This is a genomic window from Citrobacter sp. ABFQG (genome assembly GCF_004322975.1).
Taxonomy (GTDB): domain Bacteria; phylum Pseudomonadota; class Gammaproteobacteria; order Enterobacterales; family Enterobacteriaceae; genus Citrobacter; species Citrobacter freundii.
On the sequence record NZ_CP036435.1, the window covers coordinates 356,640 to 377,702 of the forward strand.

General features: G+C 54.1%; 16 protein-coding genes. 3 read left to right on the forward strand and 13 right to left on the reverse strand.

Annotated features, from left to right (window positions below; translation table 11 throughout):
- Positions 1-75: 75 nt before the first annotated feature.
- Complete coding sequence (gene glpG / locus WN16_RS01870; RefSeq protein ID WP_003023496.1) at positions 76-906, reverse strand: rhomboid family intramembrane serine protease GlpG; 831 nt, start codon at positions 904-906, stop codon at positions 76-78.
- Between the two features lie 170 nt (positions 907-1,076).
- A complete protein-coding gene (gene glpE, locus WN16_RS01875; RefSeq protein ID WP_003023495.1) occupies positions 1,077-1,403 on the reverse strand; it encodes a thiosulfate sulfurtransferase GlpE in 327 nt (108 codons plus the stop codon).
- Positions 1,404-1,601: 198 nt separating this feature from the next.
- Between glpE and glpD the strand changes: the two genes are divergently transcribed.
- Positions 1,602-3,110, forward strand: a complete 1,509-nt coding sequence (gene glpD / locus WN16_RS01880) for a glycerol-3-phosphate dehydrogenase (RefSeq protein ID WP_003023494.1) — start codon at positions 1,602-1,604, stop codon at positions 3,108-3,110.
- Between the two features lie 90 nt (positions 3,111-3,200).
- Here the strand turns inward: glpD and glgP are convergent, their stop codons facing one another.
- From glgP to asd, 6 genes are all read right to left on the reverse strand, one after another.
- Positions 3,201-5,648, reverse strand: a complete 2,448-nt coding sequence (gene glgP / locus WN16_RS01885) for a glycogen phosphorylase (RefSeq protein WP_003023492.1) — start codon at positions 5,646-5,648, stop codon at positions 3,201-3,203.
- 19 nt (positions 5,649-5,667) lie between these two features.
- Positions 5,668-7,101 carry a glycogen synthase GlgA gene (gene glgA, locus WN16_RS01890; RefSeq protein WP_003023490.1) on the reverse strand — a complete coding sequence of 478 codons (1,434 nt, stop codon included), beginning with the start codon at positions 7,099-7,101 and terminating at the stop codon, positions 5,668-5,670.
- Complete coding sequence (gene glgC / locus WN16_RS01895) at positions 7,101-8,396, reverse strand: glucose-1-phosphate adenylyltransferase (protein ID WP_003023489.1); 1,296 nt, start codon at positions 8,394-8,396, stop codon at positions 7,101-7,103. Before glgC ends, glgA begins: the two co-directional genes overlap by 1 nt.
- Before the next feature lie 14 nt (positions 8,397-8,410).
- Complete coding sequence (gene glgX / locus WN16_RS01900) at positions 8,411-10,387, reverse strand: glycogen debranching protein GlgX (protein ID WP_044701398.1); 1,977 nt, start codon at positions 10,385-10,387, stop codon at positions 8,411-8,413.
- A complete protein-coding gene (gene glgB, locus WN16_RS01905; protein WP_003023485.1) occupies positions 10,384-12,570 on the reverse strand; it encodes a 1,4-alpha-glucan branching enzyme in 2,187 nt (728 codons plus the stop codon). The genes glgX and glgB overlap by 4 nt, the downstream gene beginning before the upstream one ends.
- Positions 12,571-12,843: 273 nt before the next feature.
- Complete coding sequence (gene asd, locus WN16_RS01910) at positions 12,844-13,950, reverse strand: aspartate-semialdehyde dehydrogenase (protein WP_003837862.1); 1,107 nt, start codon at positions 13,948-13,950, stop codon at positions 12,844-12,846.
- A gap of 191 nt (positions 13,951-14,141) precedes the next feature.
- Here asd and yhgN point away from each other — a divergent pair, with 191 nt between their 5' ends.
- Both yhgN and WN16_RS01925 read left to right on the forward strand, forming a co-directional pair.
- Positions 14,142-14,735, forward strand: coding sequence for an NAAT family transporter YhgN (gene yhgN / locus WN16_RS01915; protein WP_003023480.1), 594 nt, complete (start codon positions 14,142-14,144; stop codon positions 14,733-14,735).
- Positions 14,736-15,518: 783 nt separating this feature from the next.
- Complete coding sequence (locus WN16_RS01925) at positions 15,519-15,965, forward strand: hypothetical protein (RefSeq protein WP_044701395.1); 447 nt, start codon at positions 15,519-15,521, stop codon at positions 15,963-15,965.
- 95 nt (positions 15,966-16,060) lie between these two features.
- Here the strand turns inward: WN16_RS01925 and gntU are convergent, their stop codons facing one another.
- The 5 genes from gntU to WN16_RS01950 all read right to left on the reverse strand — a co-directional run bounded on the left by gntU (position 16,061) and on the right by WN16_RS01950 (position 21,054).
- Positions 16,061-17,401, reverse strand: a complete 1,341-nt coding sequence (gene gntU, locus WN16_RS01930; RefSeq protein WP_003023477.1) for a gluconate transporter — start codon at positions 17,399-17,401, stop codon at positions 16,061-16,063.
- Entirely contained in the window at positions 17,401-17,931 is a 531-nt protein-coding gene (gene gntK, locus WN16_RS01935) for a gluconokinase (RefSeq protein ID WP_044701393.1), read from the reverse strand. Before gntK ends, gntU begins: the two co-directional genes overlap by 1 nt.
- A gap of 141 nt (positions 17,932-18,072) precedes the next feature.
- Entirely contained in the window at positions 18,073-19,068 is a 996-nt protein-coding gene (gntR, locus tag WN16_RS01940; protein WP_044701392.1) for a gluconate operon transcriptional repressor GntR, read from the reverse strand.
- A 129-nt stretch (positions 19,069-19,197) separates the two neighbouring features.
- Positions 19,198-19,893 (reverse strand): quercetin 2,3-dioxygenase, encoded by a 696-nt coding sequence (gene yhhW / locus WN16_RS01945; RefSeq protein ID WP_003023472.1) that lies wholly within the window; start codon positions 19,891-19,893, stop codon positions 19,198-19,200.
- A 123-nt stretch (positions 19,894-20,016) separates the two neighbouring features.
- A complete protein-coding gene (locus WN16_RS01950; protein WP_003837856.1) occupies positions 20,017-21,054 on the reverse strand; it encodes an oxidoreductase in 1,038 nt (345 codons plus the stop codon).
- Positions 21,055-21,063: the final 9 nt, after the last annotated feature.

A 21,063-nucleotide genomic window follows, 5' to 3' on the forward strand; every position in this document is an offset into this window, starting at 1 on the left:
CCGGATGCGCTGACGCTTATCCGGCCTACAAATTGGTCCAAACGCACACCGCCTTCCGGCACCACAAAACTTGAATCAAGTTCGTTTTCGTACATTTATAGTATCGGCAAACGCCATTGCCAAACCCACGGCCAACCCGGCGATATGAGCGCCATTCGCCATCGACATGCCGAATAGATCAAACCAGCCGGCAACAATCCAGATCAAGGCAAAGATAATCAAACCACGCTGCAGGAAAATACCGCTCTGCGGATCGCGCTCGCCGCGCAACCACACGTAGCCCATCAGCGCATATACCACGCCAGACAATCCACCAAACCACGGGCCGCTAAATTTCTGCTGAACATAACCGCTCAACAGGGCGCTGATCACGGTAATAACAATCAGTTTTCCACTGCCCAGACGCTTTTCAACCGCACCGCCGAGATACCACCACCACAGCAGGTTGAACAGAATATGCATCAGCGAGAAGTGCATAAAAGCGTGGGTGAAATAACGCCAGAATTCAAATTTCAGCGAAGGGTCAAACGGCCATGCCAGCCAGAGCATCACAGCCTGGTCGCCCAGCACGTTCATCGCGATAAACACCAACACACACGCGGCCATCACCAACCAGGTTACCGGACCTGCGCGTTCGCGCAATGTGGCCAGGAACGGATAACGTTGGTAGCGCAGACCGCTGTCGGTCTGACCCGACTGCCAGCTTGCTGCGAGGTAGCGCGGATCGCCCGGATTCTCCAGAAACCGCACCAGTTCAGCGTGCACGCGCTGAGCCTGGGACTCATCCGCCAGCCAGACATCCGTTTGCTGATGTTGTTGAATCGTCAGGATAACGCCCTGTGTCGCCATATAATCAACAAATGCCTGCGCCACGCGGGGGTTAGCAAAAGAGGTAATCATCAACATGGTTGCTGTCGCTTCATCCACACAAAAGAGGACAGTATATATACCCTTCTTACTTCGAGCTGCATCTTTGTTGGCTTTCCTCGCTCACTCCGGTCACGTACTGTTCGTACGCTCCCGGAGATTCGCTGCGTCGCCGTCGCGATGCAACTCGAATTAATTTGGGTATAGCCTTACGAACCGTATGCCACTTCTGCCGGAAAATGTCGATGCCAGGCATCGAAGCCGCCGTCAACGCTGTAAACCGCGTCATAGCCCTGCTGCAGAAGATATTGCGCCGCGCCTTTACTGCTGTTGCCGTGATAACACATCACCAACACGGCAGTGTCGAAATCATGCTCGCGCATAAATGATCCCAGCGTGTCGTTCGTCAAATGAAATGCCTGTGGGGCATGGCCCATTGCATAGCTTTGCGGGTCGCGAATATCCACTAACACCGCCGCCCCCTGATGCAGCTTCTGATGCGCTTCTTCGACATTAATACATTCAAACTGATCCATTGCTCTCTCTTCTTTTTATGGCAGGTGACGCTTTTCGGACATGTTACTGCTTAGTGTACGTCCCGACGGCAGTTAAACGCCATAATGTTATATGTATCACTGTAAATTGTTTATCCGATGTTACCAATGGCGCGATTCTTTGCTATTATGCTCGATAACGAACATTAATGAGCTATAACGAAAGTGCGAGAGGCCAGCATGGAAACCAAAGATCTGATTGTGATAGGTGGAGGCATCAACGGTGCCGGTATCGCGGCAGATGCCGCTGGACGCGGTTTATCCGTGCTGATGCTGGAAGCGCAGGATTTAGCCTGCGCCACCTCTTCCGCTAGCTCCAAACTCATCCACGGTGGCCTGCGCTACCTGGAACACTACGAATTTCGTCTGGTGAGCGAAGCGCTGGCCGAACGTGAAGTGCTGTTGAAAATGGCACCACACATCGCCTTCCCGATGCGCTTCCGTCTGCCCCACCGCCCGCACCTGCGTCCGGCGTGGATGATCCGGATTGGTTTGTTTATGTACGATCATCTGGGCAAACGCACCAGTTTGCCAAGTTCTACCGGTTTGCGTTTTGGCGCAGATTCTGTAATGAAACCTGAGATTGTGCGCGGTTTCGAATATTCTGACTGCTGGGTAGACGATGCACGACTGGTTTTGGCAAACGCCCAAATGGTCGTACGCAAAGGCGGAGAAGTATTAACCCGCACTCGCGCCACCTCTGCTCGCCGTGAAAACGGTTTGTGGATTGTTGAAGCTGAAGATATCGATACCGGCAAAAAACACACCTGGCAGGCGCGTGGCCTAGTCAACGCCACCGGTCCGTGGGTGAAAGAGTTCTTTGACGACGGTATGCACCTGCCATCGCCGTACGGTATTCGCCTGATTAAAGGCAGCCACATCGTGGTGCCGCGCGTCCATACCCAGAAGCAAGCTTATATTCTGCAAAACGAAGATAAACGCATTGTGTTTGTTATCCCATGGATGGACGAATTCTCGATCATCGGGACGACAGACGTTGAATACAAAGGCGATCCGAAAGCGGTGAAAATTGATGAAAGCGAGATCAATTACCTGCTGAAGGTTTACAACGCGCACTTTAAGAAGCAGCTGGGCCGTGATGATATCGTCTGGACTTACTCGGGCGTGCGTCCGCTGTGCGATGACGAGTCTGACTCACCGCAGGCAATCACCCGTGATTACACGCTGGATATCCACGACGAAAACGGCAAAGCGCCGCTGCTGTCGGTCTTTGGCGGTAAGCTGACGACCTATCGTAAGCTGGCTGAACATGCGATGGAAAAACTGGCGTCGTACTATCAGGGCATCGGCCCAGCGTGGACCAAAGAGTGCATTCTGCCAGGCGGTGACATTGGCGGCGATCGCGAAGACTACGCGGCCAAACTGCGCCGTCGCTACCCGTTCCTGACCGAGTCGCTGGCGCGCCATTATTCTCGCACCTACGGCAGCAACACCGAATGGGTCATCGGCGAAGCCACCTCGCTTGCCGAGTTAGGTGAAGACTTTGGCCATGAGTTTTATGAAGCCGAGCTGAAATATCTGGTCGATCACGAATGGGTTCGTCGTGCAGAAGATGCGTTGTGGCGTCGCACGAAAGAAGGTATGTGGCTGAACGCTGAGCAGCAGTCGCGCATGACCCAGTGGCTGGCAGAATACATTGAGAAGCACCAGCTGTCGCTGGCGTCCTGATAAAAATGCCGGATGGCGGCGACGCCTTATCCGGCCTACAAAAGTGCATAAACGTAGGCCGGGCAAGCGAAACGCCCCCGGCCTCGTGTTTTACAACCGCACCGAATCAATATGCCAGATGTTTTCAGCGTACTCTTTGATCGTCCTGTCCGATGAGAAGTAACCCATGTTGGCGATATTAATCATCGACTTGGTAGTCCACTCTTCCGGGTGGCGATACAGTTCATCAACCTTATCCTGACAATCAACGTAACTGCGATAATCCGCCAGCACCTGATAGTGGTCTCCAAAGTTGATCAATGAGTCCACCAGGTCGCGATAGCGTCCCGGCTCCTCTGGGCTGAATACACCGCTGCCGATCTGCGTCAGCACCTGGTGCAACTCCTCGTCTTTCTCGTAATATTCACGCGGCTTATAGCCCTGACTACGCAAGGCTTCAACCTCTTCCGCCGTATTACCAAAGATAAAGATATTTTCTGCGCCCACATGTTCCAGCATCTCGACGTTGGCACCATCCAGCGTACCGATGGTCAACGCGCCATTCAGCGCAAATTTCATGTTACTGGTCCCGGAGGCTTCGGTCCCGGCCAGTGAAATCTGCTCAGACAGGTCGGCAGCAGGAATAATCACCTGCGCCAGGCTGACGCTGTAATTGGGGATAAACACCACTTTCAGTTTGTCGCCAATTTGCGGATCGTTATTGATCACTTTCGCGACATCGTTGATCAGATGAATGATGTGCTTCGCCATGTAATAGGCCGAAGCCGCTTTACCGGCGAAGATATTCACACGCGGCACCCACTCGGCGTCAGGATCGGCCTTAATGCGGTTGTAGCGGGTGATCACATGCAGTACGTTCATCAGCTGACGTTTGTATTCGTGAATACGCTTTATCTGCACATCAAACAGCGATTTCGGATTCACTACCACGTTAAGCTGCTGGGCAATGAGCGTGGCCAGACGTTTTTTGTTCTCCAGCTTCGCCCGGCGTACCGCCTGGTTCACCAACGGGAAATCACAGTGCTGTTCAAGCTCGCTCAACTGGCTGAGATCGGTACGCCAGGTGCGGCCAATATTCTCATCCAGCACCTCAGAGAGCGGCGGGTTAGCCAGCGCCAGCCAGCGACGCGGCGTCACGCCGTTGGTAACGTTGCAGAAGCGGGTTGGGAAGATCTTCGCAAAGTCAGCAAATAGCGACTGCACCATCAGGTTGGAGTGCAGTTCAGACACACCATTAACCTTGTGGCTCACCACGACCGCCAGCCATGCCATACGCACCCGGCGGCCGTTAGATTCATCGATAATCGACGTCCGCCCCAGCAGACCGGTATCGTTCGGATACTGCTCCTGCAGCGTTTTCAGGAAGTAGTCGTTAATCTCAAAAATGATTTGCAGATGGCGCGGCAGAATTTTGCCCAGCATATCCACCGGCCAGGTCTCCAGCGCTTCGCTCATCAAAGTGTGGTTGGTATACGAGAAAACCTGACAGCACACTTCAAACGCATCATCCCAACTGAACTTGTGCTCATCAATCAACAGACGCATCAGCTCAGGGATCGACAGCACCGGGTGGGTGTCGTTGAGGTGAATGGCGATTTTATCCGCCAGATTATCGTAGGTTTTGTGCAGTTGATAATGACGATTCAGAATGTCCTGCACCGTGGAGGAGACCAGGAAATACTCCTGGCGCAAGCGCAGCTCGCGTCCTGAATAGGTGGAGTCATCCGGATAGAGCACGCGGGAGACGTTCTCGGAGTGGTTTTTATCTTCCACCGCCGCAAAGTAGTCGCCCTGGTTAAATTTACCGAGGTTGATCTCGCTACTGGCCTGGGCATTCCACAGGCGCAGCGTGTTGGTGGCATCGGTGTCGTAACCGGGGATAATCTGGTCGTAGGCAACCGCGAGGATCTCTTCGGTTTCTATCCAGCGCGTTTTCTTGCCTTCCTGCTGTATACGCCCGCCAAAGCGCACTTTGTAGCGCGTATTGTGGCGTTTGAACTCCCATGGGTTACCGTATTCCAGCCAGTAGTCCGGCGACTCTTTCTGTCGGCCATCAACAATGTTTTGCTTGAACATGCCGTAGTCATAACGAATACCATAGCCGCGTCCCGGCAGTCCCAGCGTTGCCAGCGAGTCCAGGAAGCAGGCCGCCAGGCGCCCGAGGCCACCGTTGCCAAGACCCGGGTCGTTTTCTTCATCGATCAGATCTTCCAGATCCAACCCCATACCTTCCAGCGCATTTTTGACATCGTCATAAATACCCAACGATAACAGTGCATTGGAAAGCGTGCGGCCAATCAGAAACTCCATTGACAGGTAATAGACCTGACGAGTTTCCTGGGATAATTGCGCACGGTTAGAACGCAGCCAGCGCTCCACGAGACGATCGCGCACCGCGAACAACGTGGCGTTCAGCCACTCATGTTTATTGGCAATGACCGGGTCCTTACCAATCGTGAACATCAGCTTGTAGGCGATAGAATGCTTAAGTGCCTCTACGCTGAGTGTGGGCGATGCATAAGTAAATGGAGCATTCATATAGGTGATTCCTGGATAACTATTTCAAGCGATAGTAAAGCTCACGGTATGACTTCGCCGCGACTTGCCAGCTAAAATCCATGGTCATGGCCTGGCGTTGTACAAACCGCCACAGCGAAGGCCGGGACCACAATACGAAAGCACGCCGGATCGCACGTAGTAGCGACCAGGCATTACTATCTTCAAATACAAACCCACTGGCGATACCGTCCGCCAGGTTTTCCAGCGAACTGTCAGAGACCGTATCAGCCAGCCCACCGGTGCGCCGCACCAGCGGCAGCGTGCCGTACTTCAGTCCATACAATTGCGTTAAGCCACATGGCTCAAAACGGCTGGGAACCAATATCACATCGGCCCCACCCATGATGCGGTGCGAGAAGGCTTCGTGATAGCCAATCTGCACGCCCACCTGGCCCGGATGTTCCGCCGCCGCGGCGAGGAAACCTTCCTGTAATACTGGGTCGCCCGCGCCAAGTAACGCCAGTTGCCCCCCCTGCTCTAACAGACCCGGCAGAGCCTCCAACACCAGATCCAACCCTTTCTGACTGGTCAGACGGCTGACTACGGCAAACAGAGGCACTTTGTCGTTAACCTTAAGTCCCATCGCGATCTGTAGCTGACGTTTGTTCTCCGCCTTTTCTTCCAGCGTGTCACGCGTATAGCGCGACGCCAGCAGCAGGTCGGTTTCCGGGCTCCAGATTTTTTCATCCACACCGTTCAGCACGCCGGAAAGCCGTCCTTCCCGATGACGCTGCTGCAACAGACCTTCCATACCATAGGCAAACTGCGGCTCGGTAATCTCCCGCGCGTAAGTTGGACTCACCGCTGTAATGTGGTCTGCGTAGTACAACCCGGCCTTCAGGAACGAAATCTGGCCGTTAAACTCCAGCCCGTGCACATTAAAGAACGACCATGGCAATTGGATGTCATCCATATGCTTTGCATAAAACATGCCTTGATACGCCAGGTTGTGTACGGTGAACACCGATTTCGCCGGATGGCCGCGCGCCGCCAGATACGCCGGGGCCAGACCGGCATGCCAGTCGTGCGCATGCACCACATCCGGGCGCCAGAATGGGTCAAGGCCGCAGGCCATTTCACATCCGGCCCAGCCAAGCAACGCAAAACGCAGGACGTTATCGGTATAAGCGAACAGGTTGGTGTCGTGATACGGGCTACCGGGACGGTCGTAGAGATGTGGCGCGTCAATCAGGTAAATACCCACGCCGTTGAAATGCCCGAAAAGCAGCGTGATACGTCCAGCGAAGGTATCGCGACGCGTCACGACCTGTGCATCGGGAATGCCGCGACGAATATCAGGAAACGCCGGGAGCAACACGCGGGCATCCACGCCGTCCGCAATTTGCGCGGCAGGTAACGCCCCAATAACATCCGCCAGTCCCCCGGTTTTTAACAGGGGGAACATCTCTGAACAAACGTGTAAAACCTGCATTATCGCTCCTGTTTGATCTGCAGTTTGCGCAGCATTTCACGCGTGACCAGCACAATGCCTTCCTCTGAACGGTAGAAACGACGCGCATCTTCTTCCGCGTTTTCACCTATCACCATGCCTTCAGGAATAACGCAGGCGCGGTCGATAATGCAACGACGTAAGCGGCACGAACGTCCCACCCACACTTCAGGTAACAACACTGCCGAATCAATGTTACAGAATGAATTCACCCGCACTCGCGGGAACAGAACCGACTGCACCACCACCGAACCTGAAATTATGCATCCGCCAGAAACCAGCGAGTTCAGCGTCATTCCGTGGCTACCGGAACGGTCCTGCACAAATTTCGCCGGAGGCAGCGATTCCATGTGCGTTCGGATTGGCCAGTCCTGGTCGTACATATCCAGTTCAGGCGTCACCGAAGCCAGATCAAGGTTCGCCTTCCAGTAGGCTTCCAGCGTCCCCACATCGCGCCAGTACGGCTCGGATTCCGGGTCAGACTGCACGCAGGACAACGGGAATGGATGTGCATACGCCATGCCAGCTTCGGTGATTTTTGGAATGATGTCTTTGCCAAAATCGTGACTGGATTTTTCATCGAGATCATCTTCCGCCAGCAGTTCATACAGATAATCGGCGTTGAAAATGTAGATCCCCATACTGGCAAGAGATTTGGTCGGGTCGCCTGGCATCGCTGGCGGGTTGGCGGGTTTTTCAACGAACTCAATAATTTTATCGGTGTCGTCCACGTCCATCACGCCAAACGCGCTGGCCTCTTCAATAGGCACTGGCATACAGGCCACGGTGCAACGCGCGCCCTTCTCGACGTGGTCGATCAGCATGCGTGAGTAGTCCTGCTTATAAATATGATCGCCCGCGAGGATCACCACGTATTCCGCTTTATAGCGTCGAATGATGTCCAAGTTTTGGGTCACCGCATCCGCCGTACCGCGATACCAGTTTTCACCCTGCATTCTCTGCTGGGCAGGCAGCAAATCGACAAACTCGTTCATCTCTTCGCTAAAAAACGACCAGCCGCGCTGAATATGCTGCACCAGCGTATGGGACTGGTACTGGGTGATCACGCCAATACGGCGGATCCCGGAGTTAATACAGTTGGATAAGGCAAAATCGATAATGCGGAACTTACCACCAAAGTGCACAGCAGGTTTGGCACGTTTGTTGGTCAAATCTTTTAAGCGGGTACCGCGGCCACCGGCCAGGATCAGGGCAACAGATTTTAATGGCAGCTGGCGCGCCAACATTACACGATCGTTCTTCTCTAAACTCACCATGACTAACTCCTTTTTTATCTTCTCTGGAACACACACAGTCCGTGCGCAGGTCCCTGCCAGACAGCCGTAAGCACCGGATTATCCTCTCCGGCAAATGGGGGAATGGCATGCCATTCCCCTTCAGGTAAAACGATATCTGTCACCTCAAGCGTGGCGTTTATTGCAATCAGAAAACGGTCTGAAAGCTGGATTTGCATCTGCCTCGGGCCGTTTTGCCACTCATCCGCACTTAAGGGTTGTGCGTACTTATTCAGCCAACGAACATTGCCATCGCCCTCTTCCCACCAACAATCCCCTGTTAATGCTGGGATTTGCCGGCGCAGATGAATCAGCGCGGCGGTAAATGTGGTTAGCCCACTGTTTGCCTGTTGCCAGTCCAGCCACGTTAAGGCGTTATCCTGACAGTAAGCGTTATTGTTGCCGTGCTGGCTATGACCATGCTCATCGCCCGCCAGCAACATCGGCGTCCCCTGAGAGAGCAACAGCGTAGTTAACAGCGCATGAATGCTGTCGCGCCGTCGCTCAATCAGGTCCAGCGTGCCGCCTAATCCTTCTTTACCATGATTGTCGCTGTAGTTATTGCTAGTGCCGTCGCGATTTTCCTCACCATTCGCTTCATTGTGCTTATTTGTGAAGCACACACAGTCGCGTAGCGTAAAACCGTCGTGCGCGGTCACCAGATTGACCGTGGCGCTGGGTTTGCGACCCTGGCGTTTAAACACATCGCTGGATGCGGCAAAACGCCCGGCAAACTCGCCCAACGAGAGATTACGCTGGAGCCAAAAGCGTCGCGTCGCATCGCGGAAATGGTCATTCCACTCGGCAAACGGAGGGGGGAAATTCCCCACCTGATACCCGCCTTCACCAATATCCCACGGTTCCGCAATCAGCTTCACGCGTGAGAGCAGCGGACAGGTTTGGATCGCGGTAAACAGCGGCGCATCCTGACGAAACGCAGGTGTACGCCCCATGACGGAAGCCAAATCAAAACGAAAACCATCTACATGGCAGGTTTCAACCCAATAGCGCAGGCATTCACATGCGTATTCCACAACGCCGGGATGGCTCAAATTGAGGGTGTTCCCACAACCGGTCCAGTTGTAGTAATCACCATCGTCCCTGATCCAATAATAGCTACGGTTATCAATTCCGCGCAGCGAGAAGACAGGCCCTTCGAGATCCAGCTCGGCGCTGTGGTTCAAAACGATATCGAGAATGACCTCAATCCCCGCTTTGTGCAGCGCTTTTACCGCGTCGCGAAACTCATCAAGCGCACTCTCCGGCGAACAGGCATAGGCCGGATGCAGCGCGAACATGGCCACCGGGTTGTAGCCCCAGTAGTTCGACAGGCCCAGCCGCTGAAGTCGCGGTTCGCTGGCAAAATGCGCCACCGGCAGCAGCTCCAGCGCGGTAATGCCGAGACGCTTGAAATAGTCGATCATCACCGGATGACCCAGCGCTTTATAGGTTCCGCGAATCTCTTCCGGCAGGTCAGGATGCAAATACGTCAACCCTTTGACATGCGCTTCGTAAATTACGGTATTGCCCCACGGCGTGCGCGGCGGGGCATCATCCTCCCAGTCATAATAGTCGGACACCACCACGCCCTTCAGCGCGATAGTGGCATTATCATGGTGATCCGGTTCATTTAGCCCGCCGTGCAGCAGCGGGTTATCTTTTAACTCGCCCTCGACCCTACGGGCGCAAGGGTCGAGCAGCAGCTTGGCTGGGTTAAACCGGTGGCCCTGCTGCGGTTGCCATGGGCCATGAACGCGATAGCCATAGCGCAGACCGGGCCGGGCGTTGGCCAGATAGCCGTGCCAGACATCGCCGCTACGCCCCGGCAGGTCGTAGCGGAGTTCGCAACCGTCCTCGTCAAATACGCATAATTCAACGCGTTCAGCGTGGGCTGAGAAGAGAGTAAAATTAACGCCATGGCCGTCATACGTTGCACCATGGGGGGTGGCGTTGCCGGTTGCCAGTTGCGTCATTCCCCCTCCCGAACCAGCCAGATCGTTGCCAACGGCGGCAACGTGAGGCTCAGTGAATGCTGACGACCATGACTGGCGATTTCATCACTGTGCACCGCACCGCCGTTGCCAGTATTGCTGCCGTGGTAATGCATCGAATCGGTATTGAGGATCTCACGCCATTTCCCCGGCTGATTGATACCGAAGCGATAGCCGTGGCGGGGCACAGGCGTAAAGTTACTGACCACGATGATTTCATTGCCGACCTTGTCACGACGCACGAAAGCCAGCACCGAACGTTCTTTGTCATCCACCACCAGCCACTCAAAGCCATAGGCGTCAAAGTCGAGCTCGTGCAGCGCTTTGTGATGACGATAGGTGAGGTTCAGATCGCGCACCAGACGCTGTACGCCGTGATGCCAGTTATCACCGCCTTCCAGCAGGTGCCAGTCGAGGCTGGCGTCATGGTTCCATTCACGTCCCTGCGCAAACTCGTTGCCCATAAACAGCAGTTTCTTACCGGGGAAGGCCCACATCCAGCCGTAGTAGGCGCGCAGGTTGGCAAACTTCTGCCACGCATCACCCGGCATGCGGTCGAGAATCGATTTCTTGCCGTGCACCACTTCATCGTGCGACAACGGCAGGACAAAGTTCTCGGTGTAGTTGTACAGCATGCCGAAGGTCAGCTTATCGTGGTGATGTTGGCGATAAACCGGATCCAGTTTCATGTAGTCCAGCGTGTCGTGCATCCAGCCGAGGTTCCACTTATACCAGAACCCTAAACCGCCCATGTCCTGCGGTCTTGAAACGCCAGCAAAATCAGTGGACTCTTCCGCCATGCTCACCGCACCAGGCACCTGTTCGCCAAGAATACGGTTGGTATTACGTAAAAACTCAATGGCTTCGAGGTTTTCACGACCACCAAATTCGTTCGGGACCCATTCCCCTTCTTTACGGCTGTAGTCGCGATAAATCATCGATGCCACGGCATCCACGCGCAGCGCGTCGATACCAAAGCGCTCAATCCAGTACAGGGCGTTGCCCACCAGATAGTTGCTGACTTCACGGCGGCCGTAGTTGTAGATCAGCGTGTTCCAGTCCTGGTGATAGCCTTCACGCGGATCGCTGTGTTCATACAGCCTGGTGCCATCAAACTCTGCCAGACCAAAGTCGTCCGACGGGAAATGGCCCGGCACCCAGTCAAGAATGACGTTCAGCCCCGCCTGATGCGCGGCATTCACAAAATAGCGGAAGTCATCGCGCGTACCAAATCGACGGGTCGGCGCATACATGCCGGTAGGTTGGTAACCCCAGCTACCGTCGAACGGATGCTCGTTAATCGGCAACAGTTCAAGGTGGGTAAAGCCCATCCACTTGGCGTAAGGCACCAGTTGATCCGCCAGCTCGCGGTAGCTCAGCCAGAAGTTGTTATCGGTATGACGACGCCATGACCCCAGGTGCACTTCATAGATAGAGATTGGCGCATCAAACTGGTTGGCTTTTTTACGCTCCTCGCTTTGCACCACTTTTTCCGGCAGACCACAGATAAGCGACGCGGTTTCCGGGCGCATTTGCGCTTCAAAGGCGTAAGGGTCCGCTTTGATTCGCAGCTTACCGTTGGCATCGATCATCTCATATTTATACAGCTGACCATGCTGCGCACCGGGGATAAACAGCTCCCAGATACCGCTTTCTTTGCGCAGGCGCATCGGGTGGCGACGGCCATCCCAGTAGTTGAACTGCCCAACCACTGACACGCGTTGAGCGTTAGGTGCCCAGACAGAGAAGCGCGTGCCGGTTACACCATCCATGGTATCCGCATGCGCGCCCAGCGTTTCGTAAGGTCGCAGGTGCGTACCTTCAGATAGCAGCCAGGCATCCATATCCTGGATCAATGGGCCAAAACGATAAGGGTCATCAATCAGATTCTGCTGTCCATGCCAGACAACGGCCAACTGATAGCGAAAGAAATTTTTACGGCGGGGAAGTACTGCACAGAAAAAACCACGAGAGTCGAGGCAATCCAGCTTGCCGACTTTGCGTCCGGTTTTGGGTTCGATCACCCACACTTCGGTGGCGTCAGGTAATAGGGCGCGGACTTCAAGTCCAGCGTCAGTTTGGTGCATACCGAGTACGGAAAAAGGATCCGCAAAATGGCCTGCAATTAGCGCATTAATCACGTCTCTATCGATACGAACGGACATGGTTGTCATCCTGTTTTATGGTGTCACCCCTTCCAACTGATTTTCGACATCAGGTAGCGACACTTTTTTTGACCTGAACGGCGCAGCACAATTGTGCATCCTCTCTGCGTCGTCCCACCTTCAGGCAACAACTTAATACCTCCGGTACTAAGTCACCCTTAAAGAATAGCCAATGCTTTATCTTACTCCTGGTAAAAAATGAAACATCTGCGCTTACTCCTGTATTACGCAAAAAAAAGGGTGACTCAGCACCCTTTGATCATTAACAAACCATTACGCCAGTTGACGTAACATGCGGCGCAATGGCTCCGCAGCACCCCAAAGCAGCTGGTCACCTACGGTAAAGGCTGACAGGAACTCCGGTCCCATATTCAGCTTACGCAGACGACCTACTGGCGTGGTCAACGTGCCGGTAACGGCCGCCGGGGTTAACTCACGCATGGTGATTTCACGATCGTTTGGTACTACTTTCGCCCACGGGTTGTGCGCCGCCAGCAGTTCTTCCACGGTCGGAATAGACACATCTTTTTTCAGTTTGATGGTGAACGCCTGGCTGTGGCAGCGCAGCGCGCCGACGCGCACGCACAGACCATCAACCGGGATCACGGAAGACGTGTTGAGAATTTTGTTGGTTTCCGCCTGTCCCTTCCACTCTTCACGGCTCTGACCGTTATCGAGCTGTTTGTCGATCCACGGAATCAGGCTACCGGCCAGCGGTACGCCAAAGTTATCAACCGGCAGTTCACCGCTACGGGACAGGGTCGTCACTTTACGTTCGATGTCGAGAATAGCAGAGGAAGGGGTCGCCAGCTCCTCGGCCACATGGCCATACAGATGGCCCATCTGAGACAACAGCTCGCGCATGTGACGCGCGCCGCCGCCGGAAGCCGCCTGATAGGTCGCCACGGAGACCCAATCGACCAGGTCGTTGGCAAACAGGCCACCGAGGGACATCAGCATCAGGCTAACGGTGCAGTTACCGCCGACAAAGGTCTTAATACCTTTATTCAGGCCATCGGTGATGACATCCTGGTTAACCGGATCGAGAATAATGATGGCGTCGTCTTTCATACGCAGCGAAGAGGCCGCGTCAATCCAGTAACCCTGCCAACCGCTTTCACGAAGCTTTGGATAGATTTCGTTGGTATAATCGCCGCCCTGACAGGTCACGATGATATCGAGCGCCTTCAGCGCATCCAGATCAAAAGCGTCCTGAAGCGTGCCGGTCGCGGTTCCACCGAATGTCGGTGCCGCCTGCCCGAGCTGGGAAGTAGAAAAGAAAACAGGGCGAATGGCGTCGAAGTCACGCTCCTCAACCATGCGTTGCATGAGAACAGAGCCGACCATACCGCGCCAGCCGATAAAACCAACATTTTTCATAGCGTTTTTTTCCTGCAGAGATGTGTGCTGTGTATGTATGCCAGTGTCCTGGTGGCATATCCTTCACCATACAAAATGCAGCCAAAGTCGCAAGTGAAATTAATCAATGATAGCGAAGCCATCAGTAATGCGACTTATCCCGCTGCGCAAGCAAGCAGAAAGTCCGTGGTAATTATCAGGGAATTTGAGTTATGAATGAAATCATTTCAGCGGCAGTTTTATTGATCCTGATTATGGATCCACTCGGAAATCTGCCCATTTTCATGTCCGTATTGAAACATACCGAACCAAAACGCCGCCGCGCGATTATGATTCGCGAGCTGTTCATTGCGCTGTTGGTGATGCTGATATTCCTGTTTGCGGGCGAGAAAATTCTGGCATTTCTTAACCTGCGCGCGGAAACCGTTTCTATCTCCGGGGGCATCATTTTGTTCCTGATCGCCATTAAGATGATTTTCCCCAGCGCCACCGGGAATAGCACCGGGCTTCCGGCGGGTGAAGAGCCGTTTATCGTTCCGCTGGCGATTCCGCTGGTAGCCGGTCCGACAATCCTGGCTTCACTAATGCTGTTGTCGCATCAATACCCAAACCAGATGGGGCATCTGGTGATTGCTCTGTTGATCGCCTGGGGCGGTACGTTTGTGATTCTGTTGCAGTCGTCGCTGTTTTTGCGTCTGCTGGGGGAGAAAGGGGTGAACGCGCTGGAGCGCCTGATGGGGCTGATTCTGGTGATGATGGCCACCCAGATGTTCCTCGATGGCGTACGGATGTGGATGAAGGGGTAATTTCTCCTTTTTGAACCGGATGACATGTTACCCGGAGAACGGTTCCGTTCACGTTATGTTCGTTGCTTCTCTGGAGTTTCTTCACCGGTGAACGTGTTAAGGGGGCTACGCAGCCCCCTTAACAATCCCAGCTCTCCGGCAGGAAAATCGATGAGGCGTTGACGGCTGACCGGGTCTGCCCGCAGGGATGCGGGCAGAGGGGACGGCCTGCAGGGACGCAGGCTCGGCCCCGACCCGACAGGCAGACGGAATAAGACGAATAACTCGCGCAGCGACGATTTTCCCGCCGGGAGCCTGGGTTGCAAGGGAGGCGGCGGTGAGCCTCCCTTGCACGTTCACGGGTATCAGCGCTTCAAAGAAATGACACCACTGAGGTGAACGGAAACCTGAGCAATAATCACATGTTCACCCTACATGCTTAACTGAACGGCATTGCGCTGTAATTTCAGGTATTCCTTATGCTTTTAAGTCGCTGATATAACGTATTTTCATTTCTGCGAAGCGCCTTCCGGAATGCCCTCTTGTCAGCATCGTGGATAAGCCTTATCTTCTCGCTGCACCTGCAAAATCAGGTGCCAGAATTAGCCTTCTGAACTCCTTCATCGGTGACGCAAGTATTTTTGTGTCGCACGCTTAGGTACACTCCAATGGTGGGCCGAGCGGGGGCGTCGCAAGACGCGCCGGTATCCGATGAGGCCGGTAAGGCTAACCCTGTTCGGTTCCACCACCAGTGAGATTAGCCTCTCCTGTGGTGGATGAAAATCACTCATCGGAGGCTGCCCTATGGCGATGACCCCTCTCTTTTCACACTCTTTATTTACCCTGCCCTTTAGCCATGCCACGGACTTCACCGAACTGGCGGATAACTGCGAGCGTTTTGTCGAAGGACTGGTTGAATGCCATGACCCGGTTGAAAAACTGGCGATTTGTGCACGTCTGTCGGCCTGTCTCGCATTATTGCAACCGACCTTAACGGAGCCTGTACCGCAGCATCTGCAGGCCAGTCTGACGGTAGATACATTCCCGACCCGTTTTCCCCTTTTCGAGCCTGAGCCAGACCAGATGGGGCGTTACTGCCAGCTTTTGACGCATTTGCTGATGAGCAAAACGCTTTCTGATGATATGGAGCGAGTAGCGGGTGATTTGCTGCAGGATTTGGTGGGCTATTTCGCCGACACGCTGAAAGCGCCGCGTTGGTTGAAAACCGAGGATGGCGTGATGGTGCTGTAAAAAAGCCGGGTGACGCTTGCGCTTACCCGGCCTACGATGTGGATGTGAGCTCGTTTCCAGGCCCGGTAAGCGCAAGCGCCACCGGGCAACAAGATTCAGCTCAACAGCTGGAAGGCAATCATACCGACAATTGCGCCGACCGTACCGAGGATGGTTTCCATCATCGTCCAGGTCTTCAGCGTTTGTGCTTCCGTTGCGCCGGTAAATTTACCGAACAACCAGAAACCGGCGTCGTTAACGTGGCTGACCACGATCGAGCCGCCTGCGATACAAATAGACAGTGCCGCCATCTGTGCGCCGGAGAAGTTTAGCTGTTCAATCACCGGCATCACCAGACCGACCGCCGTTAAGCACGCCACGGTCGCGGAACCCTGAATGATACGCACCGCTGCCGCCAGCACGAAGCAGGTAATGGCAATCGGCAGACCCATTCCGGTTAACGCTTCGCCCAGCGCCGGACCGACGCCGGAATCAACCAGCACTTGTTTAAACACGCCACCTGCACCAATCACCAGCAGGATAATCCCCGCCGGTTGCAGCGCATGACCGCAGATCTCCATCACTTTGTCTTTTGGCATACCCTGGCGAATCGCCAGACCGTAAATCGCCACCAGACAGGCAACCAGAATCGCGGTAAACGGGTGACCGATAAACTCGAACCATTCGTAGGTTGAAGAACCAACCGGCACAAAGCGCGCGGCGATGGTTTTCAGACCAACCAATACCAGCGGCAGCAGGATCAGCGACAAGCTAAAGCCGAAGGACGGCATTTTACCTTCGCCCAGATGCGGCTCGGTAATGTCATCAGGAATGTTCAGCTCAACGTAACGGCTGATGAAATTACCCCACAGCGGCCCGGCGATAATCATGCCCGGAATCGCGGCACACAGGCCAATCAGGATCATCCAGCCAAAGTCAGCGTGCATCTGCGAAGCCAGCAACATCGGCGCTGGCCCCGGCAGTAAAAACGCCGCAGCCGCCGCTACGCCTGCAAACAACGGAATGACTAATTTAACCAGGTTGGTACCGGTGTGACGCGCCATCGAGAACGCCACGCTGATCAGCAGCACAATCGCCACCTCAAAGAACAGCGGTAGCGCACAGATAAGCCCGGCCAGGCCAATCGCGTAATGTGCGCGGCTGTGGCCGAAGGATTTCAGCATTTTGACGGCAATTTGATCGACTGCGCCGGTCTCATGCAAAATCTTGCCGAACATCGCCCCCAGCGCCACAACAATCGCCAGGAAACCGAGCGTGCCTCCCATCCCTTTTTCCATAGTCGCGGCGATTTTATCGAGCGGCATACCGGAAAAGAGACCTGCACCAATAGACACCACCATCAAAGCAAGGAAGGCGTGCATACGCGCCTTCATCACTAAAAACAGCAGTAATAAAACGGACCCTACTGCTGTTAAAACAAGCGTTAATGTACTCACTACTTACTGCCCTGGTTAATAACCTCAATGGTGCTGGCGACCACACCGTCCAGTGGTTGATCGATATCGACCACCAGTACATCGTTTTCATTCGCACCTGGTTCTTCCAACGCTTCAAACTGGGTCACCAGCATCTGCGTTTTGAAGAAGTGGCCTTTACGCGCTTTCAGACGGCTTTCGATAACGTCAAAATCCCCTTTCAGATAGATGAAAGAGAGGTTCGGGTTACCTTCGCGTAGCTGGTCGCGATAGACTTTTTTCAGAGCGGAACAGACGATCAGCGAAACCTTGTTGGTACGCTGCATCGCAAAGGCGGCGTCGTTCAGCGCCTGTAACCACGGTTTACGGTCATCATCGTTGAGTGGCTCACCGGAAGCCATTTTCATGATGTTGCTGCGCGGATGGAGAAAATCGCCATCAAGAAACGCGGCCTGCAGTTGATGCGCCACTTCGCTGGCGACAGCAGATTTACCGCTGCCCGATACGCCCATCAGAACGTAAACGTGGTGATCATGATTAGTCGTGCTCAAAGCGTTGCCCCCACTGGTACAAGAATCTGGAAATTGTTACGGGTAACTGTTATCGGTAACATTGTCCAGCCGGATAAATAGAGAAGCAATATCCATTCATGCTCGAAGTGTATAAGTGTGAGCTACTTCAAACTTGTTGGCTTAAATAGATCCGCCCGGTGACAAGGTGAAACCTAAATCTAACATTTTAGGTGTGACTGCTTCACCACGGATGCGCGCCAGCAGGCGTTCAGCACCAATGCTGCCCATGCGTTCACGCGGCGTGAGCACGCTCGCCAGACGCGGCTCCATCACCTGTCCGATGTCGTGACCGTGGAATCCAGCAATCGCCATGTCATCCGGGATTTTCAGCCCTAAACGCTGGCATTCGAAGGCCGCCCCTACCGCCAGGTCATCGTTGGTACAGAAAATGCCGTCGAGCTGCGGGTATTCGCGCCGCGCCTGACGGATGAGTTCAATACCGGAGGAGTAGGAAGAAGACTGTTCCACCATCACGCTATATGGCACCAGACCGGCATCATGCATGGCCTGCTCGTAGCCTCTCTGTTTGATGATAGTACGTTCATCAAGACGTGCGCCAAGATAGGCAACATGACGGTGCCCGCGGGCGATGATAGCGGCAGTCATCTGGCGCGCGGCTTCGAAGTTGTCGAAACCGACGGCGATATCCAGGCACGGGGACTGGCTGTCCATCAGCTCAACCACCGGGATACCGGCGACCTCAATCATTTTCAGCGTACGAGGCGTATGGCTACGTTCGGTGAGGATCAGGCCATCGATATTCCACGACAGCATCGATTCCAGGCGCTCTTGTTCCATCTCTGGCTTATAGCCGTAGTGCGCGAGCATAGTTTGATAACCATGGGCGTCGGTGACGGCCTCAATGCCGCGTAACACTTCAGCAAAAACCTGGTTAGTGAGAGACGGTAACAACACGCCGATAGCGCGACTGGTGGCGTTAGAAAGAATATCAGGAGCGCGATTGGGAATATAACCCAGCTCATCAAGTGCAGCGGCAATTTTGCCCCGCAGCGCCACGGAGACCTGCTCCGGGTTACGCAAAAAGCGACTGACCGTCATTTTGGTCACGCCCACGCGGTCGGCTACATCCTGAAGTACGGGTCTTTTCTTTTTCATCGTCCTGAAGCGTTAAAAAGGGATAGATTCCCCCAGTTTACCACGGACGCACGGAATTAATGACAAACGATGAAAAGCCGGATGGCAACGCTTTCGCGTCTTATCCGGCCTACATCAGGTTACAGCACGTTAGACTGGCGGCAGATCAAACAATAACACTTCGCTGTCGCTGTCGGCATGAATAGAAATTGCCTGTTCATCCCAGATTGCCAGACCGTCACTGGTGGTCGCTTTGGTTCCGTTAATGGTGACGTTGCCTTTAACGACCTGGATCCAGACGCGACGTTCAGCGGCAATCTGATGTACCGACTGCTCATCTTTGACCAGCGCCCAACGGTACAGCTCCATATCCTGGTACACTTTCAGTGAGCCATCGCGGGCATCAGGCGACAGCACCAGTTGTTTACCCTGAGCGGCATCGAAACGGCGCTGTTCATAGCGCGGCGTAATACCGTTTTCCTGCGGCATGATCCAGATCTGATACAGATGCAGCTTCTCAGTATTACTCGGGTTGTACTCCGAGTGACGGATCCCCGTCCCGGCGCTCATAATCTGAAACTCTCCGGCCGGCACCTGCTCTTTGTTGCCCATGCTGTCCTGATGTTCCACCGCGCCTTCCAGCACGTAGGTCAGGATTTCCATGTCTTTATGGGGGTGAGTGCCAAAGCCCTGGCCTGCGTCAATCACGTCATCGTTAATCACGCGCAGTGCCGAGAACCCCATAAAGTTCGGGTCATAGTAGTTGGCAAAAGAGAAGGTATGCCAGGAATCGAGCCAGCCATGATTCGCATGACCGCGGTCGTTAGCTTTGCGTAAATAGATCATTGTGTTCACCCCCAGATGTTTTCGATGGAGTAAGTGTGGACTCAATCCGCCTGGGATCATAGAGGGTGAAAATTGACTCCTCTGTTCAAAAAATATGAATAAACCCAGAGGAGTCTGTGCAGGCTATTTGGCGAGGGTTATCGTCGCCGGAGATGCCTGTTCGAAGGCGCGTTCGAGGATCTCCAGGTTGGTTAGAACTTCAGATTCCTTGACGTAATTAGGCGTACCGGCGGTCAGCGTCTGGTACAGCGCATCATAGACGCGACCGTAATCCCCCACCTCCGGCTTCACCTCTTCTTTTACTGTGATGCCGTCATCGTTGACATACTCCAGCATTCCGATGGAATCATCAGCAGCGAAACCTGGCTCACCCGGCATGATATTGGCCTTCAGACTGGTTTCCTGCTGGTCGATGCCGTACTTCACAAACGAGCCTTTGGTGCCATGGACGATAAACTTCGGATAGTCGATTTTCACCAGATGACTGGTTTTAACAATGGCTTTCAGGTCGCCGTAAAACAGCTGCGCTTCAAAGGTATCGTCCGGGTTCGCTTTATTACGCAGGCTGCGGATGTCATAGGCCACATGATCGGGGCGTCCGAACAGCGAGATAATCTGATCCATGGTGTGTACGCCCAGGCCATAAAATGCGCCGTCCTGCGGCAGTCCCGGCTTAGTTTCCGCCTCGGGACGGTAGTAATCGAAATGGCTTTCAACCTCAACAATTTCGCCGAGCTTGCCGCTCTCAATCGCTTTTTTAGCAGTGAGAAAGCAGGAGTCAAAACGGCGATTCTGATACGGCGTAACGGTCAGCCCTTTGCTTTGCGCCAGTTCGAACAGCACTTTTGCTTCTGCCAGCGTCGGCGTGAACGGTTTCTCAACCAGCACGTTTTTACCCGCCTCAAGCGCACGTTTGGCGTAGTCAAAATGGCTGTCAGCATGGGTACAAACGATCACTAACTTCACCTGCGGATCGTTTAAGATCTCGTCGAGGTCGCTGGTGAAGTGAATATGTGAATACTGCGGGGCCTGCTCTTCCGGCCTGGCGTTACGGCGGAAAATATGCGCGACATGCCAGCTATTCTTGCGGTTGAGGACGTACGGCAAATGGTAGCGAGTGGTACTTTTACCAAAACCAATAAATGCGCAGTGTAAGGTCATGAGACAGTC